Origin of the sequence: Bacillus sp. FSL K6-1106 (assembly GCF_038005245.1) — a bacterium.
Classification (GTDB): domain Bacteria; phylum Bacillota; class Bacilli; order Bacillales; family Bacillaceae; genus Bacillus; species Bacillus altitudinis.
The window spans coordinates 2,059,916-2,084,108 of sequence record NZ_JBBOSV010000001.1 but is presented as its reverse complement, the minus strand read 5'-3'; the positions used below and the strand labels follow the sequence as shown (position 1 = coordinate 2,084,108).

At 42.6% G+C, this 24,193-nt stretch carries 24 protein-coding genes; 12 read left to right on the top strand and 12 right to left on the bottom strand.

From position 1 onward, the window contains the following. Window positions 1-185 precede the first annotated feature (185 nt). The 3 genes from mbl to MHI20_RS10905 all read left to right on the top strand — a co-directional run bounded on the left by mbl (window position 186) and on the right by MHI20_RS10905 (window position 3,009). Window positions 186-1,187 (top strand): cell shape-determining protein Mbl, encoded by a 1,002-nt coding sequence (gene mbl / locus MHI20_RS10915; RefSeq protein WP_012011515.1) that lies wholly within the window; start codon window positions 186-188, stop codon window positions 1,185-1,187. 134 nt (window positions 1,188-1,321) lie between these two features. Further along, entirely contained in the window at window positions 1,322-2,161 is an 840-nt protein-coding gene (locus tag MHI20_RS10910) for a flagellar hook-basal body protein (protein WP_017360018.1), read from the top strand. 29 nt (window positions 2,162-2,190) lie between these two features. Next, the gene (locus tag MHI20_RS10905; RefSeq protein WP_340938212.1) at window positions 2,191-3,009 is read left to right on the top strand and encodes a flagellar hook-basal body protein; all 819 of its coding nucleotides are present in this window, start codon (window positions 2,191-2,193) and stop codon (window positions 3,007-3,009) included. A gap of 14 nt (window positions 3,010-3,023) precedes the next feature. Here MHI20_RS10905 and MHI20_RS10900 read toward each other — a convergent pair whose 3' ends face one another. Then, window positions 3,024-4,079, bottom strand: a complete 1,056-nt coding sequence (locus MHI20_RS10900; RefSeq protein ID WP_340938210.1) for a tetratricopeptide repeat protein — start codon at window positions 4,077-4,079, stop codon at window positions 3,024-3,026. A gap of 219 nt (window positions 4,080-4,298) precedes the next feature. Here MHI20_RS10900 and fabZ point away from each other — a divergent pair, with 219 nt between their 5' ends. Then, a complete protein-coding gene (gene fabZ / locus MHI20_RS10895) occupies window positions 4,299-4,733 on the top strand; it encodes a 3-hydroxyacyl-ACP dehydratase FabZ (RefSeq protein WP_007497564.1) in 435 nt (144 codons plus the stop codon). 125 nt (window positions 4,734-4,858) lie between these two features. Further along, the gene (gene mscL / locus MHI20_RS10890; protein ID WP_008343317.1) at window positions 4,859-5,254 is read left to right on the top strand and encodes a large conductance mechanosensitive channel protein MscL; all 396 of its coding nucleotides are present in this window, start codon (window positions 4,859-4,861) and stop codon (window positions 5,252-5,254) included. A 27-nt stretch (window positions 5,255-5,281) separates the two neighbouring features. Here mscL and MHI20_RS10885 read toward each other — a convergent pair whose 3' ends face one another. Further along, entirely contained in the window at window positions 5,282-5,692 is a 411-nt protein-coding gene (locus MHI20_RS10885; RefSeq protein WP_003215215.1) for a YwpF-like family protein, read from the bottom strand. A gap of 117 nt (window positions 5,693-5,809) precedes the next feature. Here MHI20_RS10885 and MHI20_RS10880 point away from each other — a divergent pair, with 117 nt between their 5' ends. The 3 genes from MHI20_RS10880 to MHI20_RS10870 all read left to right on the top strand — a co-directional run bounded on the left by MHI20_RS10880 (window position 5,810) and on the right by MHI20_RS10870 (window position 8,360). Beyond that, window positions 5,810-6,166 (top strand): hypothetical protein, encoded by a 357-nt coding sequence (locus MHI20_RS10880; RefSeq protein WP_008343305.1) that lies wholly within the window; start codon window positions 5,810-5,812, stop codon window positions 6,164-6,166. A 391-nt stretch (window positions 6,167-6,557) separates the two neighbouring features. After that, the gene (locus MHI20_RS10875) at window positions 6,558-7,418 is read left to right on the top strand and encodes a Cof-type HAD-IIB family hydrolase (RefSeq protein WP_340939330.1); all 861 of its coding nucleotides are present in this window, start codon (window positions 6,558-6,560) and stop codon (window positions 7,416-7,418) included. Between the two features lie 153 nt (window positions 7,419-7,571). Beyond that, window positions 7,572-8,360 carry an STAS domain-containing protein gene (locus tag MHI20_RS10870; RefSeq protein ID WP_251210523.1) on the top strand — a complete coding sequence of 263 codons (789 nt, stop codon included), beginning with the start codon at window positions 7,572-7,574 and terminating at the stop codon, window positions 8,358-8,360. 72 nt (window positions 8,361-8,432) lie between these two features. Here MHI20_RS10870 and MHI20_RS10865 read toward each other — a convergent pair whose 3' ends face one another. Together MHI20_RS10865 and MHI20_RS10860 are read right to left on the bottom strand one after the other, a co-directional pair. Continuing rightward, window positions 8,433-11,210: a DEAD/DEAH box helicase gene (locus tag MHI20_RS10865; RefSeq protein WP_340938199.1), complete on the bottom strand. Its 2,778-nt coding sequence runs from the start codon at window positions 11,208-11,210 to the stop codon at window positions 8,433-8,435. Then, window positions 11,197-12,804, bottom strand: a complete 1,608-nt coding sequence (locus tag MHI20_RS10860) for an SWIM zinc finger family protein (RefSeq protein ID WP_340938197.1) — start codon at window positions 12,802-12,804, stop codon at window positions 11,197-11,199. The genes MHI20_RS10865 and MHI20_RS10860 overlap by 14 nt, the downstream gene beginning before the upstream one ends. A 186-nt stretch (window positions 12,805-12,990) precedes the next feature. On the opposite strand from MHI20_RS10860, the gene MHI20_RS10855 reads away from it, so the two are divergent. Together MHI20_RS10855 and MHI20_RS10850 are read left to right on the top strand one after the other, a co-directional pair. Continuing rightward, complete coding sequence (locus tag MHI20_RS10855; protein ID WP_003214884.1) at window positions 12,991-13,134, top strand: hypothetical protein; 144 nt, start codon at window positions 12,991-12,993, stop codon at window positions 13,132-13,134. 114 nt (window positions 13,135-13,248) lie between these two features. Continuing rightward, window positions 13,249-14,568: a UDP-glucose dehydrogenase family protein gene (locus MHI20_RS10850; protein ID WP_340938195.1), complete on the top strand. Its 1,320-nt coding sequence runs from the start codon at window positions 13,249-13,251 to the stop codon at window positions 14,566-14,568. Window positions 14,569-14,608: 40 nt separating this feature from the next. Here MHI20_RS10850 and MHI20_RS10845 read toward each other — a convergent pair whose 3' ends face one another. The 5 genes from MHI20_RS10845 to alsS all read right to left on the bottom strand — a co-directional run bounded on the left by MHI20_RS10845 (window position 14,609) and on the right by alsS (window position 18,876). Further along, complete coding sequence (locus MHI20_RS10845) at window positions 14,609-15,142, bottom strand: chromate transporter (RefSeq protein ID WP_007497548.1); 534 nt, start codon at window positions 15,140-15,142, stop codon at window positions 14,609-14,611. Next, window positions 15,142-15,702, bottom strand: coding sequence for a chromate transporter (locus MHI20_RS10840; protein ID WP_034647433.1), 561 nt, complete (start codon window positions 15,700-15,702; stop codon window positions 15,142-15,144). The genes MHI20_RS10845 and MHI20_RS10840 overlap by 1 nt, the downstream gene beginning before the upstream one ends. 37 nt (window positions 15,703-15,739) lie before the next feature. Beyond that, window positions 15,740-16,216: an Lrp/AsnC family transcriptional regulator gene (locus tag MHI20_RS10835; RefSeq protein ID WP_277687527.1), complete on the bottom strand. Its 477-nt coding sequence runs from the start codon at window positions 16,214-16,216 to the stop codon at window positions 15,740-15,742. A 153-nt stretch (window positions 16,217-16,369) separates the two neighbouring features. Next, on the bottom strand, window positions 16,370-17,131 hold the full coding sequence (gene budA, locus MHI20_RS10830) for an acetolactate decarboxylase (RefSeq protein WP_414642645.1): 762 nt from the start codon (window positions 17,129-17,131) through the stop codon (window positions 16,370-16,372). A 44-nt stretch (window positions 17,132-17,175) separates the two neighbouring features. Then, entirely contained in the window at window positions 17,176-18,876 is a 1,701-nt protein-coding gene (gene alsS / locus MHI20_RS10825) for an acetolactate synthase AlsS (protein ID WP_256688767.1), read from the bottom strand. A 150-nt stretch (window positions 18,877-19,026) separates the two neighbouring features. Here alsS and alsR point away from each other — a divergent pair, with 150 nt between their 5' ends. Beyond that, complete coding sequence (gene alsR, locus MHI20_RS10820) at window positions 19,027-19,914, top strand: acetoin biosynthesis transcriptional regulator AlsR (RefSeq protein WP_144666312.1); 888 nt, start codon at window positions 19,027-19,029, stop codon at window positions 19,912-19,914. 59 nt (window positions 19,915-19,973) lie between these two features. Beyond that, window positions 19,974-20,591 (top strand): flavin reductase family protein, encoded by a 618-nt coding sequence (locus MHI20_RS10815; protein ID WP_178897391.1) that lies wholly within the window; start codon window positions 19,974-19,976, stop codon window positions 20,589-20,591. A 233-nt stretch (window positions 20,592-20,824) separates the two neighbouring features. Here the strand turns inward: MHI20_RS10815 and rbsB are convergent, their stop codons facing one another. Genes rbsB through MHI20_RS10800 form a run of 3 tightly spaced genes read right to left on the bottom strand, consistent with a single transcriptional unit; the run spans window position 20,825 to window position 24,192 of the window. Beyond that, complete coding sequence (rbsB, locus tag MHI20_RS10810) at window positions 20,825-21,742, bottom strand: ribose ABC transporter substrate-binding protein RbsB (RefSeq protein WP_024718716.1); 918 nt, start codon at window positions 21,740-21,742, stop codon at window positions 20,825-20,827. A gap of 13 nt (window positions 21,743-21,755) precedes the next feature. After that, entirely contained in the window at window positions 21,756-22,709 is a 954-nt protein-coding gene (rbsC, locus tag MHI20_RS10805) for a ribose ABC transporter permease RbsC (protein ID WP_007497532.1), read from the bottom strand. A gap of 1 nt (window position 22,710) precedes the next feature. Next, a complete protein-coding gene (locus tag MHI20_RS10800) occupies window positions 22,711-24,192 on the bottom strand; it encodes a sugar ABC transporter ATP-binding protein (protein ID WP_277687530.1) in 1,482 nt (493 codons plus the stop codon). Window position 24,193 lies beyond the last annotated feature (1 nt).

Sequence of the window (24,193 nt, the reverse complement as noted above, 5' to 3'; positions counted from 1 at the left end):
GCTTTAGTTCTTTGTTCATAAACATGATATATATATCTTCCTCTTATCGGTAGTTTCTAACCACAAATTTTGTAAAGACTTTTGTAAAGAAATATCTTTTTTTCTGCAAATTATGATAGAATATATAATTAGGGCAGAATGTGGTATTTGCTATGGAAACAGATTTTCAAGGAGGATATATATAGATGTTTGCTAGGGATATTGGAATTGATCTTGGTACTGCAAATGTACTGATTCATGTCAAAGGAAAAGGAATTGTGTTAAATGAACCATCTGTTGTCGCTCTTGATAAAAACAGCGGGAAAGTATTAGCTGTTGGAGAAGAAGCGAGACGTATGGTTGGACGTACGCCTGGGAATATTGTTGCGATTCGTCCATTAAAAGATGGCGTAATTGCTGATTTTGAAGTAACTGAAGCGATGCTCAAGCATTTTATTAACTCATTAAATGTGAAAGGGCTATTCTCTAAGCCGCGTATGCTCATCTGCTGCCCAACAAACATTACATCTGTTGAGCAGAAGGCGATCAAAGAAGCTGCTGAAAAAAGCGGCGGGAAGCATGTATTTCTTGAAGAAGAGCCAAAAGTAGCAGCTATTGGTGCTGGTATGGATATTTTTCAGCCAAGTGGAAACATGGTCGTAGATATTGGAGGCGGAACGACAGATATCGCTGTCATCTCAATGGGTGACATTGTAACCGCCTCTTCTATTAAAATGGCTGGAGACAAATTTGACTTGGAAATTCTAAACTACATTAAAAAAGAGTACAAGCTGTTGATCGGTGAGCGAACTGCAGAGGACATTAAGATCCAAGTTGCAACGGTATTCCCAGACGCACGTCACGAAGAGATCTCGATTCGTGGACGAGACATGGTGACAGGATTACCAAGAACGATTACCGTCACAAGCAAAGAAGTAGAAGAAGCATTACGTGAATCTGTATCTGCCATTGTTCAGGCTGCGAAACAAGTTCTCGAAAGAACACCACCTGAATTATCAGCTGATATCATTGACCGCGGCGTCATCATTACTGGTGGCGGAGCGCTTCTAAACGGGCTTGATCAATTGCTTGCAGAAGAGCTGAAAGTACCAGTTTTCGTTGCAGAAAATCCAATGGATTGTGTAGCAGTTGGTACTGGCGTGATGCTTGATAATATGGACAAGCTGCCAAAGCGTAAACTCAGCTAATGATTTCCCTCATTCTTTTTAGAAAGAATGGGGGATTTTTATTAAAGAAGCCTGCCAATATGCCGATATATTTCATAGAAGATTGTGTACTGATGATTTTAGGTCATGTGAAAGAATTTGAATGAGGTGAGCACGTGTTAAAAGGACTATACACCGCAACATCTGCCATGATCGCTCAAGAGCGGCGGACAGAAATGCTTTCAAATAATATCGCAAATGCGAATACTCCAGGCTATAAAGCAGATGAAGGGGCCATGCGCGCATTTCCAGAAATGCTGCTAAGCCGAATGGAATCAGGACGTTTCCAAACATCTTCAGGCAAAGGCTTTAGTATCCCACAGCAAACGGCGATTGGCGGAATTAATACGGGAACATACATGCAGGAATTGATTCCTCAATTTACACAAGGAACATTAAAAACAACGGATCAAACAACGGATATCGCATTAGTAGAAAATAATGTACCCATCAACCCGGAGACAAATCAAAAGTCAGCGCTTTTTTATGCTGTGAATACACCAGAAGGCGTTCGTTATACGAAAAGCAGTTCCATTACATTGAATGATCAAAATCAGTTGACGATTAATGGACGTGCCCTTCTTTCTGTGACGGGTCAGCCGATTACCGTTCAAAGTGAGAATTTCAAAGTGAACGCAGATGGAACCGTGAGTGAAAACGGACAAAACCTTGGACAAATTGATGTACGTGTTGCAATGGATACAAGAAACCTTGCGCGTGAAGGAAATGATTTATACCGTACAGCTGATAACCAGCCTCTTCCAAGTGCGGTCAATAACGGTCAAATGTCCTATACATTAAGCCAAGGTGTATCAGAGCTCTCGAACGTTGATGTGACGAAATCATATACAGAAATGACAACAGCCTACCGCGCATTTGAAACAAACCAAAAAGTGGTTCAGGCATATGATAAAAGTTTAGAAAAAGCAGTGAACGAAATCGGAAGAGTGTATTAATGAAAAAATGAAGAGAGAGGAGGATTCTCATGCTTAGAACGATGATCAATGCAGCTGTGTCAATGAACGAGGTGCAAAAGCAGCTTGATATCATTAGTAATAACATCGCAAACAGTGAAACAACAGGGTATCGCGCAAAAAACACCCGTTTTTCAGAGCTGATCAGACAACAGTTTAATCAAGTAGATGAAAAAAATGAGCAGGTGGCAAACAGTCGTCTGACACCTGCTGGTTTAAGGCTTGGAACTGGAACGATGGTCAATGCATCCATTAACTCATTGCAAGGGTCTATTAAAGAAACAGGCCGTGACCTTGATGTTGCATTTGGTGCGCCATCTCAGTATTTGCAGGTCAATGCTGGCGGTAACATCCGGTATACAAGAGATGGCTCTCTTTATTTACAGCCAGGAAATAATCCGAATCAAGTCCAGCTGGTGACAAGCGAAGGCCATCCGATTCTTGACGAAAACGGGAATGAGATTGTCTTAAATGCGAATTTCCGTGATATTTCTATCGATAAAAACGGCCGGCTTACAGCTATTTCTCGAGGCAATCAACCGAATCAGCAGGTGAATCTTGGGGTTGTTCAAGTGAATAATTCTTCAGCACTCATCTCTGAAGGAGAAAATTTGTTCTCAGTCGACGGCAACTATCAAGGCGCTTTAACGGCACTGAATGGGGTAAACCGTCAGGCCATTCAACTTCAGCAAGGTGCACTTGAAACGTCGAATGTGGACATGTCTAAAGAATTAACAGACCTCATGACAACACAGCGTTCGTATCAGATGAACTCAAGAACCATTACGATGGGCGATCAAATGCTAGGACTCATTAATACCATTCGATAATGAGCAGGCGGATGTCAGCCTCTCATGATAAAAAAGGCGGCTCGCTCAAAGTCGCCCTTTTTTTTATAAAAATCTGAGACATCTGCAAGCAGATCTTCAAGATCAATCCAGGCTTCTTTTCGTTCAAGACATGTGACGAGTGTAGCAATCTGTTCATCTGCCTTGGGCGCTTGGCTGTAGAGAAGGAATAAAATTTGGAACTTGATTCTTAATAGATCAAATTGGGCATCAACGGCTTCTTTTAGCCCTTTTTGAATATACTTCATTCCTTCATCAGTTAAATTCTCTTTAAAGCAGGAACGCACAGTTTCATAGAGACACGATACATAGGAGTGGGCAGATTTCCGGTATGCTGGGAGCCGAAGCGCTTTTTTAAAGTATTCTAGTGCTTCCTTATGACGATTCTGTCTCGACTTGATAAAACCAGCGTCATAATACACGATACCAAGCAGTTCTTGGTCATCAATCATTTTCACGTATTCGATAATTTCAATCAAAATAGCTTCTGCTTCTTCATATTTTTTTTGATCACTAAAGTTAAGTGCGAGCACAATTTTGCACCGATAAATGCTGTGGATATCCCCGTGCTTTGCAAAGATATCCATGGCTTTTTCAACATGTCGAATGGATAACAGTGAATAGCGGTTGTTATAATAAACACCACTTGTACGGAAATGAAACTCCGCTTCCTCTAGCTCATCGTCTAGCAGGGGCAGTTTTTCTTCTGCTTTTTCAAGATAATGAATGGCATCATTTTGATCGCTCTTTAAAGATTCGTATAAACCGAGAAAAAAGTAAAAATAATATTGCAGTTGATCATTCATTTGATCTTTGTGGAGCGTGAGTTCATGCTTCAGTTTTTCTAAGTCTTCTGTTTGGTTCATCCAGAGCTGGTGCCGAAAAAGCATAAGCTGATAATGTAAATGAAGCTCCTGTTTCTTTGACAATCTACGTTTATATTTGGTTAAGGACGTTTTGATCTCTTCAGCCTTCGAAAAATGTCGATGTTTTAGCATTGTATACCACGAATGGAGAAGTTTTTTAATGGATTTATCGCTTATAAAATTCATTTTTACCCTCTTATTCAATCAATGATGTAATATATATTACCATATTTGTGAAAAAACGATGAGTGTAGAGTGGATTATATTTCATGACAATAGGTAACGATAGATGTTATTTTTTACCATAAATGTGGACTGGACGTTGAAAAATGACTGCATTCATAATATACTTCAATAGGAATCAAATGAAGATTAGCGATATAGAAAAGAAGGAGAGATCAAGACATGCTTGATGCTCAGCAAATTCAAGACATTATTCCACACCGTTATCCATTTTTATTGGTTGACCGTATTTTAGAAGTTGATGGTGAGAAAAGAGCGGTTGGAATCAAAAATGTCACAGTAAATGAAGAATTTTTTAATGGCCATTTCCCAGGATACCCCGTCATGCCGGGTGTGCTTATTGTAGAAGCGCTTGCTCAAGTTTTTGGGGTCATCATGTTAGGTAAAGAAGAGAACAAAGGGAAAATTGGTTTGTTTGCAGGGATTGACAGCTGCCGATTCAAAAGACAGGTCAAGCCAGGCGATCAGCTACGTTTAGAGGTTGAAGTCACACGTCTTCGCGGTCCAGTTGCCAAAGGAAAAGCAGTTGCAACAGTAGATGGCGAAGTGGCATGTGAAGCAGAACTGACATTTTCTATCGGTCCGAAAGTATCGTAATGTGTCTGACGGTTCATCTTGATGAACCGTTTTTTATATGGAAACATTCATCCAGAGCGGATGAGGACTTGCTTTTTTGACAAAAAAACGTCATATTAGACAAAAAAAGATGAAGGTGATAAAGAATGCTGAAAGAATTTAGAGAGTTTGCCGTCAAGGGGAATGTGATTGACCTTGCTGTCGGTGTCATCATCGGGGGAGCATTTGGCAAAATTGTCACTTCTCTTGTGAATGATTTAATTATGCCGCTTGTTGGTATTATTGTTGGGGGGCATGATTTTAGTGGATTGTCTATTAAAATCGGTTCTGCTCAAATTTTGTATGGAAGTTTCATTCAAACAGTGGTCGACTTCTTGATTATCTCCTTTTCCATTTTTATCTTTATTCGTTATTTAAATAAATTAAAACGGAAAAAGGTAGAGGAAGAAGAAGTGGTTGAAACGCCAGATCAAACGGAAGTGTTGTTAACCGAGATTAGAGATTTATTGAAAAAACAAAGCCAATCGAAAGATGTGCAATAGAAAAAGAGCGGCTCATCCCGCTCTTTTTTATGTGTTCTGTTTAAAAGCATCCAGCAGTTTTTCTCCTGATAGCCCCTCTTTGACGAGGTCTTTTAATACTTCTTCGGTTTCTGTTCTGTAACGATTTGTGATCATTTTACCGTCGAGTAATACAGATATGTTTTCTTCTAAGGCAACGATGTTTTTGACTTGGACCGATAGATGAACAGGGCGGTTGTTTTCTTTTGTAATCGTCACGAGAATCTTTACTTCTGTATGCTGCTGGAAGAGCACCTCAAACACTTGTCTATGCTTCTTTGGGATCAGTGCCTCGATCATCCAGTGATTTTCGCCATCTTCTTTATTAATGATTAAGCCGTCACGAAGGGGAATGCTGGACATTTTATCTTGCTTTGGATCAAGTTCGATTTTTAAATCAATCAGCCTAAAGGTTTTCATATTTATCACCTCACAAGCGTTCATTATTCGTAAGTATCATTATAGCATACAACATCTGTATAAATGAAACCGCTGCCTACTCAGAACTAGCTGCATATAAGTGAAAGGAGATGTTTTATGGAGTCCTATCAACTTCGAAACATACATATTGGTGAGGAAAAGGAAAGCAATGTGAGGGTCTATACATGGGGAGACATTCTCTCATTTTGTGACGTGTATATGGAAGAAGGGGAGTCCCTCACTTTTCAATATGTGACAGACGATCAAATGGACTGTTTTGAATTTCAATTGTCAATTCATGATGGAAGGCTTTGTTTTTATTGGTTTGCGTGGGACGGGTCTGACTATATTCACATGCCTTCTAGTAATTGGATTCATTCAGATGTTTTTTATCAATTTATGAAAAATAAGTATTTCGTCAAACAAAATAAGATGATGTTTTATACGCAAGCGGTAAAAAGTAAAAATGATTGAGGAAATTAAGAATTTGAAGAACGATTTTGTCATTTTCGTTTTTTGTCTCTTGTGCTATTTCTCAGTAGACTAGGGTTAGCTGAAAGGAAAGGAGGCAAAAGGCAAAGGTCTAGCATCTCGCAGCCCCCCTCTAGCTATAGCTGATAGACTTTGCCTTGTACACATATTCACTGCGTAATAGTAGAACCAAGGTTTCTTTGTATCAGTCATGTGTCCCCTGTGAATCCCCTTATGCGTATCCGGTCATGTAGCGTGACCGGGTACTCTTATATTCATTGATAAGCCGATCATCCCTTGCAAATAGTGGATACTCATTTCATAATGATGATGGATTTGATAAACGGAAGGTCAACTGAAAATGCAGGCAAAAAAGGAGAGACCGATGACAAACATTCAATTAATCGCAACGGATTTAGACGGAACTTTATTGAACAGTGAGCACAAAGTGAGTCAGGAAAACGAGCAGGCGTTAAAGGAAGCAGCGGCGAGTGGGATTGAGGTTGTCGTTTCAACAGGAAGAGCGTATTTTGATGTGAAATCTATTTTTGATCAGCTTGGGATGAATACGTGGGTCATCAGTGCAAATGGAGCTGTGATTCATGATCCAGAAGGTCAGGTATATCATTCGGCTGTTCTAGAAGAAGAAAAAGCAAAACACATCTTATCATGGCTTGAGGAGCGTGATTATTACTATGAAGTGTTTACGAATGAAGCCATTTACACACCAAACCGCGGCAGGGAGCTTCTGGCGATAGAAATGGACCGCTTAAAGAGTGCAAATCCAGAAACGGATCAGCGTGTTCTTGAGCAAGCGGCTGAAGTTCAATACAGCCAGTCTGGTTTTGCTTATATTGATACATATCAAGAATTGTTTCGTGAGGATCAGAAGCTTTCATTTTATAACATCTTAGGTTTCTCATTTTTTCAAGGCAGATTGAAAGCCGGATGGGATGCGTTTGGACATGATTCTGAATTAACATTGGTTAGTTCGGCTGATCATAACTTTGAAATTGGAGCAAAGGAGGCGTCGAAAGGGCAGGCGTTAACCAGGCTGGCAGAAAAGCTCGGTATTCCATTAAGCCGAACAGCGGCTGTAGGAGACAGTTTAAATGATGAATCGATGATTCGGGCAGCTGGGGTTGGAATTGCAATGGGGAATGCGAGAAAGGATATAAAAGAATTAGCTGATCACGTCACGTTAACAAATGATGAACATGGTGTGGCACATATGATTCAACATCTTTTGAAATAATTGAATCGTATGTATTTGTATAAATGACATAGGATGAAGCGCATTCTACAAAAGAGGAATTCAGAACTACTTCTATTTACACCCGCTATGGAACATCATATAATTTAATTATGAATATAACCCGCTTGTAAGGAAGTTAAGGAGAGTAAACGAATGGCGCTGGAATCTTATAAGTCCGACAATCTGCATTTAATCAAGGAAGCCTTAGACTATACTCAGGTTGGCCTGACGGTGACGGACCCGTCTTTACCTGATAATCCTTTAATATATGTGAACAAGGGCTTTTTAGATATGACAGGCTATCAAGAAACCGAAGTATTAGGAAAGAACTGTCGTTTCCTTCAAGGAGATGAAACTGAACAGATTGCTCTCAAACAAATTAGGGCAGCCATTGAAAACAAAGAGGCTGTCACTGTACAGTTGAAAAACTATAAAAAATCTGGTCAAATGTTTTGGAACGAGTTAAGTGTGGCGCCTCTATGGATTGATGAAAATGAAGGGAAACGCCTTTATTTCGTTGGTCTGCAAAAGGATGTTACGAAAGAGATGGAACAGCAAGAGCTTCTTGAGCAATCCATTGATGAAGTATTGAATATTTCTGTCCCGATTGTTCCGGTGAAGGATGGTATTTCTGTCCTGCCGATCATTGGTACGTTAACAGCGCCAAGGTTTGATAAAATCATCTCAACAGTCTCCACTTATATCTCTCAATCCAAAGACGATTACTTTATTGTGGATCTGTCTGGTCTATTAGAAGTGGATTCATTTGTGGCGGATGCGATCTTTAAGCTGAACGATTTGATTTTAATGACTGGCACAGAACTGATCGTGACAGGTATTAAACCAAATCTTGCGATGAAAATGGGAGAAATGAGAGAGGACTTCCGTGAGTTGAACACGTATATGAATGTGAAATCTGCATTGAAAAAGCTGCAAATTTAAGCATTCCTTTAGATGAGATTAAAAAAAGAGGACTTTTCATCAAGTTTGAGAAAAGTCCTCTTTTTGCTGTCATTACGATGATTGAGCGGCTGCACTTAACGTGAATAAATCTTCTAGTTCGTTCGTTGACAGCTCTGTAATCCAGCTTTCACTTTGGATAATTTGATCATTTAACGTTTGTTTTGTTTCGAGCATTTGATCAATTTTTTCCTCTATCGTGCCGGTTGTGATCATCTTATGGACGTGAACAAACCGCTTTTGCCCGATGCGGTAAGCACGGTCTGTTGCTTGGTTTTCTACAGCAGGATTCCACCATCTATCGTAGTGAATGACATGATTGGCGGCGGTTAAGTTTAGTCCGGTTCCTCCTGCTTTTAAAGAAAGAATTAAGATGTTGAACTCTTTTTTCTGGAAACGTTCCACCATTTTGTCCCGATCATGTTTTGATAAGCTCCCATTTAAAAATTGAACTGGTTCTCCAAACATCTTTTCGGCGAGCTGTTTGATCATGTTGCCCATTTCAATATACTGCGTAAAAATGAGACAGCTTTCTCCTTGTTCGTGTATGGCTTTTAACAGCTCTGCTAATTTATCCATTTTTAATGAACGCTTCAACAATTTCACATCTGCTCCGCTCTCTTTTAAATAAAGAGCAGGGTGATCGCAAATTTGTTTGAGTCTGCCAAGCATACTTAAAATGATGGCTTTCCGCTGCATCCCTGTTAATGAGGCCATATGTTCGAATGTATCTTTGACCAGCTGTTCATATAAAGATGCCTGCTCTGCAGATAACGGGATGAATTCTTTTTCTTCTAGTTTCTCTGGCAGATTGAGTGCGACTTCTTCATCTTGTTTTGTTCGTCTTAATAAGAATGGCTTGATCAGCTGCTGCAGCTGTTGGATTCTTTTTTCTTCACGGTCTTTTTCAATCGGAAGGACGAACTTTTTATGAAAACTGGTCAGGCTGCCGAGATATCCTTTGTTCACGAAGTCGAAAATAGACCAAAGCTCTGTCAAGCGGTTCTCCATCGGTGTCCCGCTGAGGGCAATGTGGTGCTGTCCTTTTAATTGCCTAATGGCTCTCGATTGTTTCGTGTGGGCATTTTTAATGTTCTGGGCTTCGTCTAAGCAAATGGTATTCCATTTGGCTGCTGTTAATTCATCACGGTCAGAATGTGAGAGACCATACGAAGTGAGGACGATATCTGTTGATTCGTACGCTTTTGTAAAGTTCTCACCTTGTGGACGTGATGGTCCATAATGCAGAGCGACATTCAAATGTGGTGCGAATGTTTCAAGCTCTCTTTGCCAGTTCCCTAATACGGAAGTCGGTGCAATGATGAGAGATGGAGCGGCGTCTTGTTGATGCTCCTTCAAATAGGTGAAATAAGCGATCATTTGAATCGTTTTTCCAAGTCCCATATCATCTGCTAAACAAGCCCCGAATCCATGAGACCTTAAGAACAGAAGCCAGTTGACACCGTGCTGCTGATACGGGCGCAGTGTGCCCTTAAAGGACTCACTCATCTCATAGGATGGCAGCTCTTGTGTATCATTTAACTGATGAACAAGCCCTCGTAATTGAGACGAAAGTTCAAATTGAATATGGGCAAAGGCCGAACTGTCTAGCAGCTCAGGAATCGACTCAGAGGAGGCCTCTTGGTCTGCGAGTTCACGTGATAAAATATCCGACATATGAAGTCCTTCGTTCTCAGCGCGCTCCATCCATTTCTTCATTTGCTGGATAAAGGTCGGATCGATTTTAATCCATTGTCCACGAATGTTGACAAGACGACGTTTACTTTGAACAAGCTCGTTGAACTCATCTTCTGTCAGCTCAATACCGTTTGTGGCAAAGCGCCAATTAAAGTCCATAAGGGCATCCATTCCAACGTGCGATTCGCCTCGTGGTGTGGAGGAAATCCGTGCTTTTAGCATCATGGTGCTTTCTTTGACGATCTGCCACCATGATGGGAGCAGGATCTCAATCCCCATGTTCACAAGTGTTTCACTCGCTTCAGATAGGAAGAGCCACGCTTCTTCTTCTGACATGAGGGTGGTACCAGATGTAAATGAGAGCCAAGGGACAATCTGACCGAACCGCTCCAACTCTCTGGTGATCTTTTCTTGAAACGGACGCCATGATTTTTTTAAAGAACGGATGCCTTCAAAGAAATGCAGATCACTGTTTTTCTTATCACGCAAAAACAATTCAATTTTCCAATCATCCCCGTCGAAATCAGGCTCATTTAAACGCAAGCCGACAGTGAAAGGCGTCTCATCATCGATCCAGCCGATCGTTTCCAAGAAATCCTGTTCATCTAAAAAATGTCCCTGGAAGGAGGAAAGAGCAGGCGATTGAGCAGTCATTCGGTTCCATTTGTGCTGCAAGGCATCATCATATTGAATGTAATCCTGTACGGCAAAGGAGAACCAATCAGCTGTGTAACCATCTAACAGGCCTTCTTTGTCTTTAAAGCGAAGCATGCCTTTTGTCCATGCCTCGAAATCTGGTACAAAATCTTCATCCTCGATGAATTCGTAAATGGTTGAGGCTGTTTTCATAAGCGGCTCTGTTTCATCCGTTAACGTCACATGGCTGAAAGTATTGAATGAATTTTTCCCTAGCAATTCAACGGTCATCCAAGGACTTAACAGGAAGGCAGGTGTGCCAATAAAGCTCACATCTTCTAAGAATGTTCCGTAAAAAGATGATTCGTGCCATTGGAAAAGCTGCCTCTTCATTTCATTTAGCGGTACAGGCTGTCCGTCCTCTGCTTGCGCTGAAATGGTGAAAGAGAAATCTTCGGTTTGTTCTGCATGAATGACAATTTGTTTATGGCGTGTCATCAAATAATTTTCCTTTCTTCATTTCCTCTTGGAACGCACGCAGCCGTTTTGTTGAATCTTGCAGCTGCTGTACATATCTTTCCCACACCGCGGTTTTTTTCGTTTTATGATAAAGCGTACGCAGTTTTTTGAGCATTTTCACAGATTCCCGGTAAGCACTTCGATTCTTTTGATCGAGAAGCAGTGAGATTTCCCGGTGGTACGAAGGAATGAGTGCTTCAGGCTCTTCCTTTGCAATCTGTTTGATCAGTTCTTTCTCCAATTCACTGATGGAGAAACCAACGAGGCTGTGTATTTCAATCCATTCTGCATAGCGTTCTTGTGCATATAAGAGCTGACTATATTCAGTAAATGCATAAGGCATACAGATTTGGAGATAGCGTTCATACAAGAAATGATCTTTCGTCTGTTTAAAGTACGCGTCTAAATAAAAGAAGAAATCGCTGACGGCTCCACGCAGTTCTCTATAAGATAGGTCAAGCTGACAATATTCTTCTAATACATATGTGATCTCTTGATACCAAAGTTTGAGACGCTTCCAGTCCTTGCGATTTGTGAGATCCTTTAGCCAATTGAGCACATTCGGCAGCATATCTGCATTGAGCAATTTTAATTGCTGGAAGAGTCTTTCGTCTTCTTTTAGCAAATAATCCATATGCATGAGCCCAATGGTTCGCTCAACCGTTTGTTCCTGCTGTTGGGCGCTCTTGAGTAATTCTGTTTCTTTTTTGACCCATTTCCCTCTATTTAATATAGTTCCCCAAATCTCCATAAAGACCGCAACTCGTTCATGCTGGAAAGGTCCGCTGATTTGAAGAAGTGTCCGAACGGCAGTTGGTGTGTTTTCAAGAAACGGATCGAGGGAAAAGGAAAGGGCGTATGTCCTCAAATGATCCACTGAATCAAAAATGGTGTTCATGAGCTGTTCTACATATGGATTCATCGAATAAAAGTCTTTTTCGGCATCAAGACGGCCGAGATCGATGAGCTCATGGAGCCTTAACCACACATCGATGGACGTATGAATCGCATACAAACTCTTGAATTCAGGTGAAGTGGGTGCGTGTTTTTTTAGGATCGATAAATAGCCGTAATACAAATGCTGTGGCGTTTGCTGGTGCTTCGGTGTCCGTTTCAGCCAGAGGTGAAATTCCTCCTGGAAAAAATTCAGCCAGCTCTGAAGTGATTGTTCATCTGGGCGCTTCACTTGGAAGTGCTGGCGAATGAGTTCTTTGCTGCGCTGTAATTCATCCTTCTCTGACCAATTTTCTGTAAAGCCGGTCACACTCTCTACTTGAGCGTATAGCGAAAAGAAGACAGCGAGGATGTGTTTACATAGTCCATCAGCTGGACATGAGCAGCTGCTTCTCACTGGAAACAGCACATGAAGGTGGACTCTTGCTGCCACGACATCATGTACATAAGCTGACCATTCGGTATCAGACTCTTGCTTGAGCCGATATACGCTGTCCTGTCTATAAGTAATCAATGCTTTTTTGATGAGTTGCTTGTTTTCATCTGTTGCAGGAAGAAGTTCTTTGATCTGTTCGGCTGTTTGTTTGATTTCTTCTTCGTTGATGTTGTGCTGAAGCATTTGACCCGCTCCTAACCAAGTAAAAGATTCCAATTCTTTTATTATAGCTCAATGGTGATTTATAAAAAAGTTTTTCATGAAAATGGTCATAAATTTCAAAAGCTGTCGAATGATGTATTAGAGTATTGCATAAACCAACCATACAGCATATAATAATGAAATTAGTGGAATCGAAAGGATACAGACATGGATAATAAGGGTTTAAATCAAGAAGAGTTTTTAAAGATTTTGATGTACGCTCATGATATTGGTGAAAATTCCAATGATGTCACAACAAAAGAAATGCTTGAAAATCTGATTGCTCATATTCGAAATGGCCTGGTTTCATAAAAGTAGCCCCCTGCTCTCTCAGCAGGGGGTTTTTGTATGCTTTTATGAATGGAACGAAAATCCCCGGCATACGATGACATTACAAGCATAAGGAGTATGAGGAGCTGATGTGTCATGAAGGTTGCGATTGCAGGCTGTGGGTATGTAGGGCTTGTCACAGGGGTGTGTTTAGCAGAGGCGGGACATGATGTGACATGTATGGATATTGACCGGCGGAAGGTCATGCAGCTGAAGCAAGGGAATCCTCCGATGTACGAGCCGGGATTAAAAGAACTGCTCAAACGGAATATGGAGCAAGGACGCATTCGTTTTCACATTAATGGAGCGTCAGCCTATTCGCAGGCTGACGTGTTAATGATTGCTGTCGGTACTCCGCAGCAGGCAGACGGTCAAGCTGATTTGCAGTATGTCTTTCAAGCGGCAAAGGAGATGGGTTTACAAGCAAAGCCAGGCGCAGTGCTTGTCGTGAAAAGTACAGTGCCTGTCGGAACGGGCGATCAAATTGATCATTTGATTCATCACGTGTTAGGTCGTAAGGAGCCATTATTTATTGCATCGAACCCAGAATTTTTACGAGAAGGGTCTGCCATCTCAGATACGCTGCGGGCGGATCGGCTGGTGATTGGAGCCGAAACAAAGAACGGATTAGATCAGCTAGAGTCTATGTATGCGGATTTCCACATTCCATTCGTGAGAACAGATCGGAAAAGCGCAGAGATGATCAAATACGCATCAAATGCATTTCTTGCCACAAAAATCAGCTTCATGAATGAAATTGCTTCGATTTGTGGAAAAACGGGAGCTGATGTTGAGAGAGTTGCAGAGGGGATGGGACTCGATCAGCGGATTGGTGCTTCGTTTCTTAGGGCAGGCATTGGTTACGGAGGTTCCTGTTTTCCGAAGGATACTAATGCCCTTGTCCAAATTGCAGGGCATGTGTCCCATGATTTTGAGCTATTGAAGGCTGTCATCAAAGTCAACAATGAGCAGCGAGCAAGTTTTATTCGAAGTGTGAAGGAGCGGATGGGAGAAAACTTGGAAGGGAAGAGAATGGCTCTTCTTGGCCTTTCCTTTAAGCCGAATACAGATGATATGAGAGAGGCGCCGTCAATCCCGATCGCTCATCAGCTCCATCAATTAGGAGCGGAGATCGTAGCCTATGATCCTGCTGCCGCTCGCAATGCAGCTCAAGAACTGCCTGATCAAGTCCTTTTTGCTCAAACGATTGAAGAGGCGATCAAGGATGCTGATGCTGTCTGTATATTAACTGAGTGGGCGGATATTCAGTCATTTCCACTTTCAGCTTATAAAGATTTCATGAGGCAGCCGATCATTTTTGATGGCCGGAATTGTCATACGCTTGAAGCGGCAGAAGTAGCTGGTGTCGAGTATCATTCTATTGGACGCAGGTCTGTCTCTCCTATTTATATGTAATGAGAAAAACCGATAACTTCATGTGTTATCGGTTTTTGCGTTAATGCGGAAGAATGAATCCGCCATATAAAAATGCAGCCACAATCAGAAAGGCAGGGTGCAATTTGAATTTGGTCATAAAGAAAAATGAAATGGCGGCAATGGCAAGTGATTGTGTCCAGCCAATGGCTTTCACGGCATCTCCGCCAATTTCCCATGTTAATAAAAGCATCATCATCGCAATGACAGGCTGCACAGATAAAGTCATGCCTTTGACGACAGAAGATTGGCGAAAACGGTCAATGAGTTTTAGCAGTAAGATCAATCCGATAGCAGACGGCAGGACCGTGGCAAGCAGTGCAACGATAAAGCCTGGCCATCCCATGACATCATAGCCTACATAAGCCGCAATTTTCGTAGCGATTGGACCTGGAAGTGCGTTGGCTAATGCGAGCATATTGGAGAACCCTTCGTTCGTCATCCAATGAAAATGATTGACGATTTCTTCATAATTGAGCGGAATGGAGGCAGGTCCTCCGCCATACCCTAACAGATTGGATAAGAAGAATGCCCAGAATAAAAAGAGAATCAGCATCACGAAGACACTCCTTTCTCTTTATTTGTTCGAGTCCAGCGATCTTTCAGTTTGAAATGAAAGGCACCATAACATAAAAAGATGATGACAATGATTCCTGGATGAATCGAGAGTACTTGAAGACCGACAAATGCCAAAAGGAATAGGACGATTCCGAAGATCATGCCGAAGCCCTTCAACGCTTTTTGTCCAAATTCATATGCCATCATTCCTAACAGAACGGCAATTACTGGTGTCACAGCACCGATCATATTTTGAATGATGACTGAAGAGCTTAAGACGCTGACAAGTGTAACAAGTGCCACCATAGCGAGACATGTCGGTAAAATATGTGCAGCTGTTGCAACAATGGCGCCAGATACACCTTTTAATCGATAGCCGAGGTATGCCGACATTTTCGTAGCAATCGGTCCGGGTAATGCGTTGGCGATGGCGAGTGTTTCTCCAAATTCGTCATCATTGATCCATTTGTATTTGACGACCGCTTCATGGCGAATGAGCGGGATGACAGAAGGTCCTCCGCCAAATCCCAGAATACCGGTTCGTACCATGGCGATCATGAGTTCAAGATATGATTGCAAGTGGTTCAACTCCTATCTACAATTTCATGCCCATTCGGCTTTTATATCGTTTAATGAGCATTTGACAGTCAACACTGACGACGCCTTCAAGCGGGTACAGCTTCTTTGTCAGGAACGCCTCCATTTCCTGTTCATTTTGAAAAATGCCATGCATATGCAGCTTGCTTGGTCCTGTCATATGATAAAGGCTTGTGACGGCTGTTTCCTGCTCAAGCTGAAGGGCGACTGTTTCTAAACATTTCGGCTCAACCTCTACGTTAAAAAAGACAGAGACATGAATGCCGATCTTTGCTGGATTAATGACAGCGGTGAATCGTTCAATGACACCTGCTTCAATGAGTTGCTGAATACGGGCTTGTACAGCAACACGGGAAAGGCCGACTTGTTTCCCTAGATCCGTGTAGGACATACGCCCGTCCTCGTGTAATAAGGAAAGAATTTGTTTATCCCTTTCATCTAATGTTAAGTTTGGAATGCGATATTCATGTGCCACCGTATAACCACCTTTCTTCTGTTGATATTCTATCATATTTTATTACGAATAGAATGTTTGATTTTTAATTGAGTAACGAAATGAAATAATAAAAGAAAATAACATATCTTTTTGCATAAAAAAACACCCCGACATCACCGGGGTGTTTTCATTTTATTTTTCTGGGCTGCTTTCCGCACTAGCAATTTGCTGTGCAAGGTCAGCACGATCAATGTCTGCTTGGAAGAACTCCTGCGTATTTGGAAGGTGTAAATTCATGTGACGTTTTTGGGAAATTCGGATGGTCACTTGATCCACAGTGTAATCAAATACATGCCCGCCTACGCTTCGATCATCATCAATAAAGTGGAGATGATATCCGCTTACCGCAATGCCATGTGCGTACTGTGGTATACGGAAGCCTGCGATCGTCCCGCGAATATTTTCAAAATCGAAAATAGGCTGTGACTTGACTGCCTCTACCATCGGAACGTAAGGTTTTTCCTGTTTTTCAACCGTACGGGTTTGAACCTTTTTGAATGACCCATCGATGCGGATCGCATAAAAGACATTCTTGCTCGGTAAGATTCGGTCGATTTCTTCCTCTAGCTCTTTGGACGTCATCGGTGCATCAATTCGATGAACGATGTCCGTTTCAAAAAATGCTAGAGAGCAGAATGGTGAATAATCTTGATCGGTTACTGGTGTGGCTGTTCCATCAGAGCGCAGTCGATAAAAAGCGCCGTCAAAGCCGATTAGTTCCCCATCTAATTGATTGAATGTGCCAATGCCAAAATCACCGTGCTCGGGAATATGTGATAGGGAGAAATCTCCATCGTATACGGCTTCCAGCAAGGAGGTCATGGTTGATACTTGATAGACCTCTTGCTTTTTGTCCTGCGGTATTGTGTTATTTTGTTGATTCATTGGGTGCATCATACCCATGTCCGCTCACTCCTTTAACGTAATGTATCGAAGTCTTATCTGACGTTCGTTGTGTGTTTTTCACGAAAGACTTCTGGCCATTTTTGACTGGCGAGGTCTGGGTTGTCTTGATAGTCTATCGGAATATCAATAATAACGGGTCCTTTTATGTTTATACCCTTTTGAAGGACAGTTGAAAGCTCTTCAGGTGAGTTGACACGTAATCCAGTTGCTCCAAAGCTTTCTGCATATTTCACTAAGTCGATCTGACCGAACTCAACACAAGACGTACGGTCATACTTCATTTCCTGCTGGAATGCCACCATATCGTATGTGCTGTCGTTCCAAACGAGATGAACGAGATTTGTTTTCATGCGCACGGCTGTTTCTAATTCCATGGCGGAGAAGAGAAAACCGCCATCACCTGAGACTGAAATGATCTTTTCATCTGGATTCAATATGGAGGCTGCAATCGCCCATGGTAATGCCACGCCAAGTGTTTGCATTCCATTACTCACTAGGAACGTGTTCGGTTCATAAACACGGAAGTGGCGAGACATCCAAATAGCGTGCGATCCGATATCACATGTCACTTTCGTGTCATCTGGGATGATACGTCTCAACGTATGAATGACATCCAGCGGGTGTGATAAATGACTTTCTCTTTCTGGTGCTTTTTCGATATCACTTAACAGCTCTTGTAATTCTGTAACGAGATCTACGTTCTTTTTGCATAATGAAAGTGGAACGCTGTCGTGGGCTAGATGTTGCACCGTTTCAGATATATTGCCCACAAGCTCAAGCGTCGGTTCATAGAAATGGTCAATATCTGCCTGCATGTCATCCACATGGATGATTTGACGCTGCTGCGGTTTCAAATTCCAATGCTTCGGATCGTATTCGATTGGATCAAAGCCAATAGTTAAAATCACATCCGCTTTCTCAATGAGAAGGTCGCCTGGCTGATTACGGAATAAGCCGATTCTGCCCACATATTGAGCCTCAAGCTCTCTTGAGAGAACACCGGCTCCTTGGTACGTTTCGACAAATGGGATACCAAGTGTTTTTAATAATGTTCTTGTCGCATTTGCCGCAGCTGGACGGCTAGCTTTCATTCCCACAATTGCAACAGGTAAGTGCGCATTTTGAATTTTGGCGATGGCCGAACTGATGAGAGCATCTGGTGCAGGACCTAGTTCTGGAGAAGGGTGAGCAGACACTGGTGTTTGTGTGGTGTGTTCGGTCACGACATCTTGTGGAAAGCTGATAAATGCTGCCCCAGCTTGACCTCTTTGTGCCGCGCGAAAAGCATTTGTTAAGGCTTCTGGTATATTGTTTACGTCTTGTACTTCAACGCTATATTTTGTCACTGGTTTGAATAATGCCGCATTGTCGAGTGATTGATGTGTTCGTTTGAGCCGATCCGCACGGATGACGTTTCCAGCGATTGCAACAACAGGGTCACCTTCTGTATTGGCTGTTAATAGACCTGTCGCTAAATTGGATGCGCCAGGACCTGATGTGACGAGACAAACGCCTGGTTTGCCAGTTAAACGACCGACAGCTGCTGCCATGAATGCCGCATTTTGTTCGTGTCTGCATAGCACAAGCTCTGGACCTCTGTCTTTTAATACATCAAATACTGCATCAATTTTTGCACCTGGAATCGCAAAAACATGGGTCACACCTTGGGCAATGAGCGTATCGACAATCAACTCTGCTCCTCGTTTTGTTAGGGGTTGTGTTTGAGAATTCATTTACCCCGCACTCCTTTCGGCAAGTAAAATTTTTTATGAAAATATATTTTCATGATATGATTTACTATACATTTCACAAAATAAATTTTCCAATATATGTTTAACGTAGTTTTAATATGTTTCACGAATAAGTGTTTGAGGAGTGAAAGGATGGAACTGAGACATTTGCAGTATTTTGTCACAGTCGCGGAGGAGCTGCATTTCGGCAGAGCGGCCGCACGATTGAACATGACACAGCCTCCACTTAGTCAGCAAATTAAGCAGTTTGAGGAAGAATTGGGATTTCCTTTGTTTCACCGGTCTAAAAGGGTGGTGGAGTTAACAGCTGCTGGAAAGGTTTTTTTACATGAGGTCCGGGGGGTGCTGCATCAGCTTGATAAAGCCGTTGATCATGCCCGGCATACGGCAAGAGGGGAGCTTGGGAAGATTATCATCGGTTTCGTTGGTACAGCGACATATGATATTCTGCCGCCAGTTGTCCGTGAATTCAGAGAGCGGTACCCTTCTGTCAGTATTGAGCTGCAACAGCTCTCTGTCCCGCAGCAGCTTGAGGCGCTTTTGAATGGTGAGATTGATATTGGTTTTTTGCATCCTACATCACCGCAAGAAGAATTGGTCAGTCGTTTAATGAAGCAAAGTGAATGTATTTTTGCGATTCCGAAAAACCATCCGCTGGCGGAAAAAGAAGCAGTCACGATTGAAGATATTCGTGATGAGCCGATTATTTCTTTATCAAAGGAATCATGGCCGTCCCTTTATCAGCATTTTGTCCTACTTTGTGAAAAGTACGGATTTTCACCCAATATCGTGCAGGAAGCAGCAGAATATCAAATGGTCATTGGGCTTGTCACAGCGGGAATCGGAATTGCTGTCATTCCAACATCGGCCCGGCGTTTATTTAATTTAGATGTGGTGTATCGGTCAATTGAAGGTGAGCAGCTACTCGCGGAATGGACCATTTCTTATAAACGAGAAAATCATAATCCGGCATTGTTTCATCTTGTCCATCATATTCTCCATCGCGGTGAGCCGGAATAAGGGAAGAGAGAACGGGGTATGGTATGATGTCGTTACATACAAGAGGAGGCATGTCTGAAGTGATTACATTACAAATGGATCAGTTGTCACGAAAAGAAGCATATAAAGTATTATCTGGTTCCGTCGTTCCAAGACCCATTGCATTTATTACAAGCCTTTCTAAAGAAGAAGTCGTCAATGCTGCACCATTTAGTTTCTTTAATGTCATCAGCGGTCATCCTCCGCTGATCGCTGTTTCTATTGGACGTCGTCAAGGAGAGATGAAAGATACAGCAAAACATATCATCGACAGGGAAGAATTTGTTGTCCATGTGAGTGATGAAGCGATGATTGAAGATATTAATGAAACAGCTGCTACTTTGCCAGAGGAAGAGAGTGAGCTGACTCGTACCGGTCTTCATCAAGTGAAGAGCAGCGTGGTGTCAGTACCAGGAATCAAGGAAGCACGCATTCGCTTTGAATGTCAGCTGGAAAAACATCTGACCTTTCAAAATGATGAAGAGGAGATCACAGTCGATCATATCATTGGCCGGGTGGTGTGTGCGCATTTAGATGAATCCGTCTATGATGCGGAAAAAGGATATATTTTTACGAATGAATTAAAGCCAGTCGCGCGCCTAGCAGGTAATGATTATGCCCATTTAGGCACGCCATTTGTACTGAAGAGACCGGAATAACATCTAAAACCCCCGAGGCTATCGGTGGTCCAGCGTGTAGACAAACCCTCGCATTCTTTGTCAGTCCTGCGCTTCGGTACTCACGAATGTCAATTCGCTCTGCTCCGGTGCTCGTCCTTCCTAGACTGCAAAGGTTTTCTATCACGCTGAAAAGAAGACAAAGGGCTAAAATCAAGTTCATTTCAGCCTTTGTCTATAATCTAAAACCCCCGAGGCTATCGGGGGTTTAGTGTTTATTTCTTTTGTTCTAGTTTCAATGGAGCGGCGATATTTTTTTCTACCTTTTTTCCTTTTAATACATCGTCAGCAGCGCCGACTGCCAGTTGACCGATCAGCTCTGGCTGCTGCGCGACTGTTGCAGATAGTTTTCCTGCTTTGATCGAGTTGAGTGCATCTTCATTACCGTCGAAACCGACGACAAGAATGTCTTTTCCAGAGCTTTGGATGGCCTCTAGTGCGCCAAGTGCCATTTCATCATTGTGGGCAAAAACGGCTTTGATGTCAGGGTTTCCTTGAAGAAGGTTTTCCATCACGTTGAGCCCTTTTGTCCGGTCAAAGTCAGCGGCTTGTTTTGCTGTGACATCTAACTTTTTGTCTGCAATTTGATGAAAACCTTTTCCTCGTTCGCGTGTCGCAGAAGCACCTGGTACACCTTCTAGTTCAGCCACTTTTGCTCCTTTACCGACTTTGTCGATAATAAAGTTAGCTGCCATTTCGCCGCCTTTGATGTTATCAGAAGCAACAAGCGCTTCAACCTTTCCGCTTTCTGCCGAGCGGTCTAATGTGATGACCGGTATGTCTGAAGCATTCGCAGATTCGACAGCCGTTGATATGGCAGAGGAATCGGCTGGGTTAATGAGTAATGCATCGACCCCTTGTTGAATTAAATCTTCTACATCACTTGTTTGTTTGGCTGAATCATTTTGTGCATCGGCAATGACAACTTCGATGCCAAGCTTTTTCGCTTCTTTTGTCACGCCGTTTTTAAGAGAAACGAAGAATGGGTTATTTAAAGTCGAGATCGACAGTCCGATTTTCATGTCTTTTTTCTTGCCATCCTTTGTTGATTTGGCCCACTCTGGCGGTTCAAGCGAGCAGGCAGAAAGCATGAATAATGAGAGAGTCACGATCAAGATTACATATTTTTTCATAGCAGCTGCCTCCTTAAGCAGATTTCTTTCTGTCGAGTAGGACTGCAATCAAGATGACAATCCCTTTCACAACAGACTGATAGAATGATGAAACACCAAGTAAGTTCATACCATTGTTCAAGACCCCGATAATGAGTACCCCGATGAGTGTGCCGACAATTCGCCCTCTTCCGCCGGACAGGCTTGTCCCGCCAAGTACAACGGCAGCAATTGCATCAAGTTCATACGACGTACCAGCTGTTGGTTGGGCTGAGTTGAGACGAGATGTTAAGATCGCACCTGCTAAAGCAGACATAAAGCCGGCTAATGAGTAAATCATAATTTTGACGCGTGGTACTTTAATACCTGAGATGAGGGCTGCTTTTTCATTTCCGCCAATGGCATACGTTCTTCTGCCAAAAGGTGTTTTATGAAGCAAGACCCACAGAACGATAAAGGTGAGAAGCATGGTGATCGCCGGAACAGGAATGCCTAAGAAATATCCACGGCCAAATAGCTGAAATGCATAGTTAGAGCCGAGCCCAGTAATTGGGTTTCCGTCTGTATAAACAAGCGTCAATCCTCTGAAAATCGTCATCGTCGCAAGTGTTGCGATAAAAGGAGCCATTTTTCCTTTTGTGATTAAAAGACCGTTGATCATTCCAAGGATGGCACCGATGATACATCCAACGATGATGGCAAGAATCGGATCCAAACCAGATACAATAAAGCCGGCAGTCAGAGCACTAGACAGCGCTAGAATGGCACCGACAGACAAATCAATTCCTCCGGTTAAAATAACAAACGTCATGCCAAAGGCAATGAGGGCGTTAATGGAGATCTGTCTGAGTAAGTTTAAAATGTTTAATGGTTCTAAAAAGGCCGGATTTAAAATAGAAACAATGGCAACAAGGATGATGAGTCCTAAGAATGGCCCAAGCTTTTGCATGATGTTGTCAAATCGTCCATTTGAAGTAAGTGGTTTCATGTTACTTCCCTCCTGTAGCTAGTGTCATAATTCGTTCTTGTGTAGCTTCTGTTTTACTTAATTCGCCGCTGATGGTTCCTTCATGAATGACAAGCACTCGATCGCTCATCCCAAGAACTTCTGGGAGCTCAGAGGAGACCATCAAAATCGCAACGCCTCGATCCGTCAGCTCGTTCATGAGCTGATAAATTTCTCGTTTCGCCCCGACGTCGACGCCTCTTGTCGGTTCATCTAAAATCAGCACCTTCGGCTGAATGCCGATCCATTTGGCGATGACGACCTTTTGCTGATTTCCACCGGACAGGCTGCGTGCAGAAATTTCAGATGAAGCGGTTTTGATCGTGAGTCGTTTGATGAGCAGATCAACAAAGTCCTGCTCGTTTTTCTTATCGATCAGCCCCTTTGGAGAGAAGCTGTCTAAGTTAGGCAAGCCGATGTTTTCCCGAATGGATGCATCCAGCATCAGTCCTTCATCTTTACGATCCTCCGTGATAAAACCGATGCCAAGTTTAACTGCATCACTTGGTTTTTTAATGACAGCCTTTTTCCCATGAACCCAAATTTCTCCTTGATCCAGGGGATCGAGTCCAAAGAGCGACCGCATCATTTCCGTCCGGCCAGCGCCCATTAAGCCTGCAACACCGACAATTTCTCCAGCTTTGACGGAAAAACTGACATCTTGAAAGCGGCCTTTCCTCGTTGCTTGCTTCACTTCTAGGACGGTATCACCAGTAGAAGGTGTGCGTTTAGGGTAACGATCGGTTAATTCGCGGCCGACCATTTTTTTGACGACTTCATGGAAATTCGTGTCCGGTATCGCTTTCGTATCGACCGTTTTCCCGTCACGCATGATGGTTATTCGGTCACAGATGGCGAAGATTTCTTCCATCCGGTGAGAAATGTAGACGATGGAAACGCCTTCTTTTTTGAGTGATTCAATAACCTGAAATAGCTTTTCAATCTCACGGTCTGTGAGAGCAGCTGTTGGTTCATCCATAATAATGACCTTTGCATCGGTCATTAACGCTTTCGCAATCTCAATCATCTGCTTTTGGCCGACAGAACAGCTTCCTGCCTCTTGATCGAGAGATAGGTTGACAGATAATCGGTCGAGCTGCGCTTGGGCGAGGGCTTTCATTTTCTTGGTGTCTAGGAGACCAAGTTTTGTATAGATTTCTTTCCCGATAAATAAATTCTCGAGTACCGTCATATCAGGCCATATATTCAGCTCCTGATGAATGAAGGCAATCCCGTTCTGCTCGGCTTCTTTCGGATTCTTGAAAGCGGTTTCTTTTCCGTCGATTTGAATCGTTCCTTGATCCAGGGAATAGAGTCCTGTCAGCAGATTCATTAACGTTGATTTTCCTGCCCCGTTTTCACCCATAAGTGCATGGACTTCACCTGTGACGAGGTCAAAGGAGACCCCGGCGAGAACGGTGTTTTTTCCAAAGGCCTTATGGATGTTATGCATTTCAATGTTCATA